This window comes from Nocardia sp. NPDC004582, assembly GCF_053602115.1.
On record NZ_JBSGCY010000069.1, the window covers coordinates 1 to 10,747 of the forward strand.

Annotated in this window: 9 protein-coding genes; 4 read left to right on the plus strand and 5 right to left on the minus strand. The window is 69.7% G+C overall.

The genetic code is table 11. The features are described from left to right. Positions 1 to 195: 195 nt before the first annotated feature. From ACWELJ_RS19765 to ACWELJ_RS19780, 4 genes are all read right to left on the minus strand, one after another. Positions 196 to 414 (minus strand): hypothetical protein, encoded by a 219-nt coding sequence (locus ACWELJ_RS19765; RefSeq protein WP_452367593.1) that lies wholly within the window; start codon positions 412 to 414, stop codon positions 196 to 198. Between the two features lie 101 nt (positions 415 to 515). Next, complete coding sequence (locus tag ACWELJ_RS19770) at positions 516 to 3,218, minus strand: LuxR C-terminal-related transcriptional regulator (RefSeq protein WP_452367594.1); 2,703 nt, start codon at positions 3,216 to 3,218, stop codon at positions 516 to 518. A gap of 149 nt (positions 3,219 to 3,367) precedes the next feature. Continuing rightward, positions 3,368 to 3,877 (minus strand): hypothetical protein, encoded by a 510-nt coding sequence (locus ACWELJ_RS19775; RefSeq protein ID WP_452367595.1) that lies wholly within the window; start codon positions 3,875 to 3,877, stop codon positions 3,368 to 3,370. 148 nt (positions 3,878 to 4,025) lie between these two features. Next, entirely contained in the window at positions 4,026 to 5,111 is a 1,086-nt protein-coding gene (locus ACWELJ_RS19780; protein WP_452367596.1) for a fatty acid desaturase family protein, read from the minus strand. 296 nt (positions 5,112 to 5,407) lie between these two features. Here ACWELJ_RS19780 and ACWELJ_RS19785 point away from each other — a divergent pair, with 296 nt between their 5' ends. Beyond that, positions 5,408 to 7,006, plus strand: coding sequence for a GMC family oxidoreductase (locus ACWELJ_RS19785; protein ID WP_452367597.1), 1,599 nt, complete (start codon positions 5,408 to 5,410; stop codon positions 7,004 to 7,006). Positions 7,007 to 7,122: 116 nt separating this feature from the next. Beyond that, positions 7,123 to 7,863: a hypothetical protein gene (locus ACWELJ_RS19790; protein ID WP_452367598.1), complete on the plus strand. Its 741-nt coding sequence runs from the start codon at positions 7,123 to 7,125 to the stop codon at positions 7,861 to 7,863. 51 nt (positions 7,864 to 7,914) lie between these two features. On the opposite strand, the gene ACWELJ_RS19795 is transcribed toward ACWELJ_RS19790, so the two are convergent. Next, complete coding sequence (locus tag ACWELJ_RS19795; RefSeq protein WP_452367599.1) at positions 7,915 to 9,171, minus strand: MFS transporter; 1,257 nt, start codon at positions 9,169 to 9,171, stop codon at positions 7,915 to 7,917. A gap of 177 nt (positions 9,172 to 9,348) precedes the next feature. Between ACWELJ_RS19795 and ACWELJ_RS19800 the strand changes: the two genes are divergently transcribed. Continuing rightward, complete coding sequence (locus tag ACWELJ_RS19800) at positions 9,349 to 10,263, plus strand: SGNH/GDSL hydrolase family protein (protein WP_452367600.1); 915 nt, start codon at positions 9,349 to 9,351, stop codon at positions 10,261 to 10,263. A gap of 226 nt (positions 10,264 to 10,489) precedes the next feature. Further along, positions 10,490 to 10,711 (plus strand): DUF397 domain-containing protein, encoded by a 222-nt coding sequence (locus ACWELJ_RS19805; protein WP_357289539.1) that lies wholly within the window; start codon positions 10,490 to 10,492, stop codon positions 10,709 to 10,711. The last annotated feature ends 36 nt before the right edge of the window (positions 10,712 to 10,747 follow it).

Genomic DNA, 10,747 nt, shown 5'->3' on the forward strand with positions numbered 1-10,747 from the left:
GGTGGCGGGCGCCTGCGACCCGCCGCTGGGCGTCGTCACCGCGTCCTGGCAGCCGGCCGCCGCCAGGCTCACGGCGGCGGCCGCCGCGGCGATTCCGATGATTCGTTTCACGGGTGGTCCTTTCAGATGGAGAACCCCGGGCCGCGGGGCCCGGGGTTCGTCAGTCGGTCGACAGTTCCGCGACCGCGATATCGCTCAGAAGCAGTACGGGAACTTGCAGGTGTGCGGATCGTTCGGCCCGAAGATCGCCGCGATCAAACCGTTGATCACCACGTCCGCGGCCGCGGACCCGGTGCTGATCGCCACGTCCCGCACGCCCGCGACCGGTTCGGGCTGCGCGGCCTGAGCCGTCGCGGTCGCGGGCGCGCCGATCAGCACGCCCGCCGCGAGAACCACCAGAGACTTTCGAATCACGTTCCTACCCTTTCGCCAACCTATCGTCGACAGTAGGAATCGGGGTCGCGTGGCGTCCATCGGACGAATGCCCTATTTCTTGCCGATAGGGCACCCGCCGGTCACCAGGACGCGTGCCGGGCCAGCTCGACGCGATTGCTGACGCCGAGCTTGGGAAAGGCCCGGTACAGGTGGTGGCTGACGGTTTTCGGGCTGATGAACAGCTTGGCCGCGATCTCCTTGTTCGTCGCGCCGTCCGCGGCGAGCCGGACCACCTGCAGCTCCTGCGGCGTCAACGCGGCGGTCTCCACCGTCAGGGGAGTCTCCAGCCGTTGCGCCACGTCACCCGCGGCGCGTAATTCGTTGCGGGCGTGCGCCGCCCACGGAATCGCGCCGAGCCGATCGAAGGTCTCGACCGCGGCGCGCAGCTGCGTCCGGGCCTCACCGATGCTGCGTTCGCGGCGCAGCCACTCGCCGTAGAGCAGCGCCGTGCGGGCGTGGTCGTACCAGAGTCCCTCGGCGGCCTGCAGTTTCAGCGCCCGCGCGTAGGCGTCGCCGTCGGAGTGCAGCATGGCCTGACAGCGCACCGAGATCGCCTCGGCGAAAGGCGAACCCAGTGCCGCCGACCACCGGTCGATCTCCGCCACCGCGTGCGTCGCCCGTTCGGGTTGGCCCGCCCGCACCGCGGCCTCCACCAGATCGCGCAGCAGGTGCAGCCAGTGGCCGCGGATCCGGTTCGGAACCCGGTGCAGGGTGTCGAGGCGGTCCAACGCCGTCTCGTAGCGCCCGTGCCCGAGATCGAGCAGGGCCCGCGCCCATTCGTGATTGACGTAATTGATGAAATTGTCCCGCCCGTGCGGTTGGCGCGGGTGATCGAGCAGTTCCAGGCATCGCGGCTCATCCCCGCGAATCCCGGCGATGAGCGCGAGATAGCCTTCGCCGAAACCGATCTCGCCCAGCTGACCGATGTCCCGGGACACCCGCACGGCGTGCGCCAGCCTCTCCTCGGCCTCCCACAGCCGGCCCAGCAACAGATCCGCCGCACCGGCGTAGATGGCCCCCGTCGCGAACCGCCCGACCCGGCCCTGGCACTGCGCGGTGTCCGAGAACCGCTGCGCCAGCGCATGGGCGTCCTCGAGATCGCCGATCAGGGTGGCCTGCCCGGTCGCGGCCAGCACCAGCGCCGGATCGTCGGAACGATGGCTCTCGGCGATGGTGGCCCGAATCCGCGTGACGCCCTCGGCGAGCTCGCCGGAATGCAAATTCAGTGCTCCGTCGAGCGCGCGCAGGAACGCCGACCGCTGCGCGGGCGGCAAGCGCAGCTCCGCCAGCCGGGCGCGCGCGTGGTAGGCGGGCACGGGATCACCCAGCACCCAGGACGAGCGGGCCGCCTCCATGAACAGTGGTCCGGCGCGCTCGGGTTCGATCGCGGCCACCTCCTCGGCCGCCGCGAACAGCGAATTCTGCGACCTGCGCAGGTCGCCCTGCTCGTAGGCGATCAGCGCTTTCACCCAGCCCAGCCGCGCTCGCTCGTCCGGAGCCAGCGGCAGCTGCCCGGCCGACCGGCCCAGTTCGGCGGCACGTTGATAGGCGCCCGCGGCGGCGGCCCATTCGATGGCCAGAAGTATTCGGCGGTTACGGTTTTCGAGATCGGTGGTCAGGGCGGCGGCCCGCTCCGCGGCCGCCGAAGCCGCCGAGTAACCGGCTCGGTCCACGGCGCGAAACGCCGCCGATTCCAGCAAGGCCGCGATCTCCTCGTCCGGGCCGACGGTCCCGGCCGACAGGTGCCAGGCGCGGCGATCGGGATCGTCGTCGGACGCGGCGGCCAGTGCGGCGTGCACGGGCCGCCGCTCGGCGAACGACGCACCGTGGTAGACCGCCGCCCGCACCAGCGGATGGCGGAACCGAATCGCCTGCGCGGTAACGTCGATCAGGCTCGCGGCCTCGGCCTCGGCGATGCCCGCGGGATCGACGCCGAGGGCGTCGAGCACACCCAGCACCAGTCGCAGATCACCGGCCGTCTCCGCCGCGGCCGCCAGCAACGCGGTGCGCGCGGCGGGCGAGAGCTCCGCGATCTGCTGCCGGTAGCCGCTGGAGAGCCGATGCGGCAGTGGCAGCGGCCCGACCGGCAGCGCGTCCAGATCCATCCGCGGAAACTCCAGCAGCGCCAGCGGATTCCCCGCCGCCTCCCGCAGAATCCGCTCCCGCGTATCGCGCCGCAGCCCCGGCCAGTTGTCGGCGAGCAGCCGCGCCGAGGCCGCGGTGTCCAGCGGCGGCAGATGCAGGCCGGGCACGCCCGGCAGCACCGCCTCGGCGCGGCTCGCGAACAGGATCACGATGCCCTCGGCGCCGAGCCGGCGCGCGACGAACCGAAGTGCTTGCGCCGAAGCGGAATCCAGCCACTGGACATCGTCGACCGTGCACAGCACCGGGCCGCCCTCGGCCAGTTCGGCCAGCAGCGACAGGGTCGCCAGACCGACCAGGAAGCGGTCGATCGGCTCGGTCGCGACCCGCAGCCCGATCACCGCCCGCAGCGCATCGGCCTGCGGGCCGGGCAGGGCGTCCAGCGGGAGGGCGTCGAGATGACCGCCGGCCGCCATCAGCAACTCCTGCAGACCCGAGAACGGCAGCTCCGAATCGACTTCCACACCCGCGCAGCGCAGTACCCGCCAGTTACCGCCGGTGAGCTCCGCCGCGCGATCCAGCAGCGCTGTCTTCCCGCCACCCGCGTCGGCCACGATCTCCGCCGCACCGCTGTGGCCGTCCACGGCCTCCTTCAGCAGTGTGCTGATCCGCTGTTCCTCGAGTGCGCGGCCATACAGCATGTCCCCCAACCTATACGGCCCCGCGATCGACTCGGCGTCGGCGGCGCGCGAGGGCGTGGGGTTCGCCGCTGATCGTCACGATGAAGCTCGGCAACCCTCCAGTGTTCGCATGCGCGCCGGGTCGACCAGTGTGCTGAGTGATCGAGTGGCTACTGCCGAGCCAGCGCGGCGGTGAGCCGGCCGCGGGGTGGGAGATAGCCGCCGCGCGGCGCGTTCGCGGAGCTGAAACGAACCCCGCGGGGCCGGGCGGGGGCGGGCGAGAACGGCGCGAGGATCGTTGCCCAGCCATCGAACTGGTCGCGATCGGGCGGGGTCGCGTAGGCGGTCGGCGCCAGCGGGCCGAGCAGGGGATTGGCCGCGATCAAACGTGATTCGACCGCGGCCGCGAAAGCCAGCTGCAGCAGCGCCCGGTCGGCTCCCGCGGCCAGATCGGCGGCATCGGTGGCCGGGTCGAGCCAGTAGGCGGCCCGCAACCGGTCCGGGGTCAGCTCGGCCGCCGCCAGACCACCGAACCGCCGCGCCAACGCGTCCACCTGTATTCGCATGTCCCGCAGCCGCGCCGCGCCGAGCATCGCGACGGTATCGCCGCGGGTCAGCCAGAACATCAGTACCGACTCGACCGTCACCACCGGATCGGGGATCTGATCGAGCGCTGCCATCGGTTACTCCTGATCATCGCGGTCGTCCGGACCTCGTCGTCCGGATCGTGCTACGACCGGGCAACCGATCGTCCCGGGATTCTCGCAACCGGAACCGCGTTCCATGACCGAATTCAGACAATTGACCAGTTCTGTCGGTGGCGGGTGCCTAACGCAGCCGACGGCCGACGGCGTTCAAGTGGCCCAGGGCCTGAGCGTAGGAGGTGAGGAGCGTGGTTTCGGCATAGGGAATGCCGCGCTCGGCGCAGAAGGCCCGGACCATCGGCTGGGCCGTACGCAGGGCGGAACGCGGCATGGACGGGAACAGGTGGTGCTCGATCTGATAGTTGAGGCCGCCCAGCGCGAGGTCGATCAGGGCGCCGCCGCTCACATTGCGTGAGGTGAGGACCTGGCGGCGCAGGAAATCGGTGTCGTCGCCCTCGGGGAGAACCGGCATGCCCTTGTGATTCGGGGCGAACGTGAAGCCCATGTAGAAGCCGAACAGGCCCTGCTGGACGGCGATGAAGACCAGCGCCTTCACCGGCGACAGCACCAGGAACACCGCCGACAGGTAGAGGACGGCGTGCGCGGCCAGGAACGCGCCCTCGCGGACCCGGTGCCGGATCGGCCAGGTCAGCACGGCGCGCACGCTCGAGAAGTGCAGGCTGCCCGCCTCCAGCAGCAGCATCGGGAAGAACAGCCACGCCTGGTAGCGGAAGATGAAGCGCCGCCAGCCTTTTCCGGTCTCCGCTCGCCCCGCGGAATGGGCCAGGATGCCGCCGACATCCGGATCCTCGCCCTCGGTATTGGGGTGCGCGTGATGGCGATTGTGGTTGCTCGTCCACCAGCCGATGCTCACCCCGGTCGCCAGATTGCCGACGAACAGACCGAACCAGTGGTTGGCCCGCCGCGTCCGGAAGATCTGCTTGTGCCCGGCGTCGTGTCCGAGGAACGCGACCTGTGCGAACGCGACCGCCGCGAACACCGCGGTGACCAGCTGCCACCAGGAATCGCCGAGCGCCGCGAACACCGCCCAGGCCGCCGCGAATGCGCCAACGGTCAGACCGGTTTTCCATCCGTAGTACCGCAGTCGCCGTTCGAGCAGTCCCGCCTGCCGCACGCGCCGCATCAGGGCCGCGTAGTCGCTGCCGCGCGCGGGGTAGTCGCCGTCGCGGGCGGGCGTGGGTGGGGGCGGCGCCGGGGCGAGGGTCTGTTCGCGCTCCGCCGGGCGGCGTCGTTCCGTGAGGATTACCAAGGGTTCTGCACATCCTGCTGTCGTGGTGCGTGGCGGACCCGCGTACCCGGCACCAGGGTGCCGCGCCGTGGCCACCATCAGATGAACGAACGTGCGAGGCGGCGACACAAGTGCATGACGGTTTCGCTACCGCCAGGTGGTCTTCGGCGCCGGAGCCGATCCGGATGTGACAGTACTGTCGCCGTGATCGGCGGTCCGAAACGGGTTCCTGTGCGGTCGCTTTCGAGTATTTTCGCAACACATTCTAGTTTTCGCGGCCGGTGCGGGGCGAGACTTGTGTGGCGGAAGGGCTGATCATGGCTGCTACGGACTACATCGTCATCGGCTCCGGCAGCGCCGGGGCGATCATCGCGCGCCGGCTGGCCGACACCGGCGCCACCGTGACGCTGTTCGAGGCGGGCCGCTCCGACCGGTCCCGGCTGATGCGCAAACCCGGCATGATCGGCCCGATGCACAGCGTGCCGCAGTTGAAGAAGACCATCGACTGGGGGCATTACACCGTCGAACAGAAGCACGCGCTGGGCCGCAGGATCCCGCAGACGCACGGCAAGGCGGTCGGCGGGTCCAGTTCGGTGAACGGCATGGTGTTCGTGCGCGGCAACCGCCGCAACTTCGACGACTGGGCCGCCGCGGGCAATACCGGCTGGTCGTACCAGGACGTGCTGCCCAGTTTCCGCAGATTCGAGTCGTTCGAGGACGGCGCCAACGAGTTCCGCGGCGACTCCGGCCCGATCAAGGTGATCCGCGCCCGCGACCTGACCCCCGCCTCCGAGTCGTTCCTGGCGGCCTTCACCGAGACCACCGACCTTGCGCTCAACCCCGATTACAACGGGGCGGAACAGGAAGGCGTCTCGATCCTGCAGCAGAGCAACAGCGACGGCCTGCGCTCCAGCACCTCGGTCGGGTATCTCGACGACCGGCCGAAAACCCTTACCGTGCTGGCGAAAACGCAGGTCCTGCGCATCGTGATCGACAATGGCCGGGCCGTCGGCGTCGAATACCGCACCGGCGGCGGCACCGAAATCCTGCGCGCCGACCGTGAGATCATCGTCAGCGCGGGAGCGTTCGGCTCACCGCACCTGCTGATGCTCTCCGGCATCGGCCCCGCCGATCACCTGCGCGCCTTCGGCATCGACGTCGCCGCCGACCTGCCCGTCGGCGACAACCTGCACGACCACCTGTTCGTGCCGATGTCCTTCGCCATGCCCACCGCGCTGCGCCGCTCCGCCCCGGGCTACTTCGCCCGCGCCTTCATCCGGGAATCCTTGCGCAACAACAGCACCTGGCTGGCCCGCAGCGTCTTCGAAGCCGTCGCGTTCCTGCGCACCCCGTACACGACCGGCATCCCCGACCTGCAACTCCACGTCCTGCCCTGGAGCTACCCCGGCCCCAATCAGGACGCCCCCACCCGGCACATCCCCGATCCCCGCCAATCGCTCACCATCATGGTGACCATGATCTACCCGCGCAGCCGCGGCACCCTCCGCCTGACCTCGGCCGACCCCACCGCCGCCCCCGCGATCGACCCCAACTACCTCGCCGAGCAGAACGACCTCGACACCCTGGCCTACGGCATGGACCTGACCCGGGAAGTCATGGCCGCCAAGTCCATCGCCCCCGCGGTCGACACCGAAATCTCCCCGGGCCCCGCGTATCCCACCCGAGCCGACCTCGCCGCCGAGATCCCCAACCGCGCCACCACCGTCTATCACCCTGTCGGCACCTGCCGCATGGGCATCGACGACCGCGCCGTCGTCGACCCCACCCTGCGCGTCCGGGGCGTCGAGGGCCTGCGCGTCGCCGACGCCTCGATCATGCCCAGCATCGTCGGCGGCAACACCAACGCCGCCACCATGATGATCGGCGAACACGCGGCCTCGATCATCCTGCGCTGAAACCGAATCCGCCCTCGACGCGGATTCCCGGTTCCCCTGTCACATTCGCGCGCGAATCCCGATAATTCGGAGAGTGCGGGTGGCAAGAGACACTCGCCGGTTCCGGGGGAGGGGACATGGTCGATCCGATTCTGGTGGCAGCCGGGATCGCCGCGATGCAGAAGGCTATCGAAATCGGCATGGACCGGCTCGCCGGCGCCTTCTCCGCCCCACCCCCGCCGCAGGTGATCCTCACGCCCGCACCGAAACCCGTGATCCGCCGCCACGACTACAGCGACGGTTACGGGGCCCTCAGTGACGCGAACATCACCGTCGCGCACCACCTCTCCGGCGTCTACCGGGCCCCGACCTTCCTGATCCTCGAGAAGTTCAACCACCCCGGCGACGGTTTCGTGGTCCCGATGATCCAGGGCGAAACCGCCTTCCTGACCGTCTCCCGCGACCACTACTCCATCGCCGCCCTGATCGTCGACCTCCCGCGCACCCGCGGCGCCAAACCAACCCTCCGCGGCCTCGGCGCATCCGACGAATTCATCGCCTCCAACACTCCGACCGCCCTGCACATCCCCACCGAACACCCCACCCAGAACCTGGTCCGCCAGGTAGGCCTGCTCGACTCGACCGGCAACCTCCCCTTCCTCCTCCCACCCCCGCCCGCCCCGAGAGCCCTTCCCGCCACGACCCTCGCCCGCTCCCTCCCACCCGCCGCCCCCTTCCTCACGACCGCCGCCAATCGCCAGTACCACTGCGACGTCTGCTTCAAGAAGTTCCCGACCCGCGTGGCCGTCAACAACCACAAACGCAACGCCCACTCCAGCGCCTGGGAGCGCTTCGTCGACTGGCTCGACGACCTGTGATCGCTGCTCGAGCGCCCCGGATCGGCGACTGGCCGAGGCGATCCAACGGATTCATGATGTGGCGGCGATGCCTCGTCCGCTCAGAACGGTGATGATCGTGGCCAGGACGCCCGCCGCGCCGGCGATGAGCGCCGTGGCAGCCCAGCCGAACCAGCCGACCGCCGCGGCGCCGAACGCGGTGCCGGCGCTGCCGCCGATGAAGTAGACGACCATGTAAGCGCTGTTGAAGCGCGCGGGGCCGGTGGGGTCGATCGCCAGGACCGTGCTCTGATTGGCGACCTGGGCGGCGAACAGTCCGGCGTCGAAGAGGCCGAGGCACAACAGGGTTGCCGCCGTATTCGGCAACGCGATGGCGAGAACCGCCGTGCTGGCGATCGCCGGCGGCAAGCCGAGCAGGATCACCCGTCGCGCGCCGATGCGATCGGTCCAGGTTCCGGCGACGCGAGTGGCGACAATGCCGAGCAGTCCCGCGAAGGCGTACAGGCCGATCCGTTCGGGTGAGAACGAGAACGGCGGTTGGGACAGGGCGACCGCGAGTCCCGCCCAGATGGTGCAGAAGGCGAAGAACCACAGGGCGCCTCGGATCGCTGCCAGCCGCAGCGTCGGATTCCGGGCATACAGCACGGGCATGCCGCGCAGCGTCGCGAGATAGCCGGCGGTGGTCGTGCCCGCCGCCGCGGGCAGGGTCACGTGGGCGGCGACAGCGCAGCCGGCGCACGCCGCGGCGAAGACGAGCAGCATGCCCCGCCACCCCATGGCATCCGTCAGCCATCCGCCGACGATCCGTCCGGCGAGGATGCCCGCCGAGATCCCGGCCGTCACGGTCCCGAGCACTGTGGCCCGCTGCCGCGAGGGCACGAATCTCCCGGCGATAGAACTCAATTGCGCGCCGACCGAGGATCCCGCGCCGATGAGACCCACCGCCAGGCCGAGCAGCCACGGCGAACCGGCCGCCGCCGTGGCAGCCAGAACAGCGGCCAGAGCGGCGAATTGGACGGCTACCACCGCGCGTGGCGCGAACCGATCGACCAGTGGCACGAGCAACGCCAGCCCCGCCAGGTAACCGATCGGGCCGCAGGCCAAAGCCGTGCCCACGGCGGTGACGGAAGTATGGAGCGAGCCGGTCAACGCCGCGATCGCGGGCTGCAGCGGATACATGGCCCCGGTGCCGAGCGCCGCCGCGAAGGTCATGAACCACACCGTGGGCGGCCGCAGTATCCGGGCGCGTGAGGCCGTGCTGATATCGAGTTCCATGGTCTCGACGCTAGGAACGCCGTGGCCGCGTGTCCGGCGGAATTCGGACCGCAACGTCGCCGCCTGTCGCGCCGCTCGCGGTCACTGTCAGGGTGTTGGCGAGCGGGCACTGATCGCGGCGTCGGTCATCGAATTCGCAATCGAACCTCGACGCGCTCGTCGCGCGGCTACAGTGGCTCGAATTGGAACCGATTGGGTTTCACATGGGCATCGGCAAGAGGTACGCGGGTAGTGAAGAGTTCGGCTCGGTTGCGGTTGGTGACGGCGGCCGCGGTGTGCTCCACCGCGGCGGTGCTCGGCGCGGTGGCGCCGACGGTGACGGCGGAGGAGCCCACCGGCAGAACGCTCGTGACCATCGGCGATTCCTTTTCCGCCAACGGTGAGATCATCGACCTGCTGAACAAGGACGGCGATCCCGGCTGCAAGCATGTGGCCACCTCGTGGCCGACGCAGCTGACTCGGCGGATGGGCCTGGCGCGCGAGGATGTGGAGGACACCTCGTGTCAGGGCGGCACCATCGACACCTCGGGCTGGGCGCTGGTGCATCAGGTGAAGCGGGCCGCGTCCGACGGCGCGTTCGGACCGCGGACCCGGGCGGTGACGATTCAGCTCGGCATGAACGACGCCTGGGGGACCGACAAGCCGGTCGTCCTGTCGATGGCGTGTCTGACCGACTTCGCCAACGGTTGCGGTCCGGATGCCGCGGCCCAAGGCCGCACCCCCGACCCCGCGACCGTCACCGGTCAGGGGTACGCCGACCGGGTCCGGAAAGCGGTCGAGTACATCCGCTACTACGCCCCGAACGCACGGATCTTGTTCGTGGGATACCCGGAGATCCACACCCCCGGCCAGGAGTCCGCCTGCGCGAGCGTCCTCGGCGTCGATGTGGTGCAGCCGCGGGCCGGCGCGGTCACCGGGTTCCTCGACCGGATCGACACGGCCCAGCGTGAGGCCGCCCGCCTGCTGAACGTGGACTTCCTGGACTCGCGGGCGGTGACCGCCGGGCACGGCGCCTGCGCCGCCGACTCCTGGGTGGCCGGAGCCTTCGACCCGCGCACCGATCTGCTCGGATTCCCTTGGCATCCCACCGCGCGCGGCGACTCGATGCTCGCGGCCGCCGTACAGCAGTGGATCGAACGAGGCTGAGGCGCACGGTTTCAGCGGGTGCGGGGCGGTTCCGGCGGTCCCTGCGTCACCGGTTTCTGTCGGTGGGTCGCCGTAGAATTGCGGTCATGAGCATTTCGATGAGTCGGCGTGCAAGATCGCATGAATTCAGTTGCGCTGCCGGTGGTTCGGATAGCACTGTGCTTGTCGTCAGCGATTCAACAGTAGGGGCATGGGGAGTGCCCCTCCGGGGGAAGGAATGAATGTCATGAACCGCAAGACGATTCGCGGCGAGCGTCGCGGGCCCAGGTTCGCCAAGAGCAGTTTCAGCTACGGCGGCGGCGACTGTGTCGAGGTCGCGTACCACGAGGGACAGATCGCGCTGCGCGATTCCAAGGACCGTCACAGCCCGGTGCTGTGGTTCACGAAATCGGAATGGCGGGCGTTCATGTCGGGCGTGCGCGCCGGCGAATTCGATTTCGCCGACTGACGTGAAGGTGGTGTCGCAGCGAATTCGCTGCGACAC

What these genes read in the sequence shown, in the direction of transcription:
- ACWELJ_RS19785 (WP_452367597.1), top strand. Translation starts at nt 5,408, where the DNA reads ATGGCTGCTACGGACTACATCGTCATCGGCTCCGGCAGCGCCGGGGCG.
- ACWELJ_RS19790 (WP_452367598.1), top strand. Translation starts at nt 7,123, where the DNA reads ATGGTCGATCCGATTCTGGTGGCAGCCGGGATCGCCGCGATGCAGAAG.
- ACWELJ_RS19805 (WP_357289539.1), top strand. Translation starts at nt 10,490, where the DNA reads ATGAACCGCAAGACGATTCGCGGCGAGCGTCGCGGGCCCAGGTTCGCC.
- ACWELJ_RS19775 (WP_452367595.1), bottom strand. Translation starts at nt 3,877, where the DNA reads ATGGCAGCGCTCGATCAGATCCCCGATCCGGTGGTGACGGTCGAGTCG.
- ACWELJ_RS19770 (WP_452367594.1), bottom strand. Translation starts at nt 3,218, where the DNA reads ATGCTGTATGGCCGCGCACTCGAGGAACAGCGGATCAGCACACTGCTG.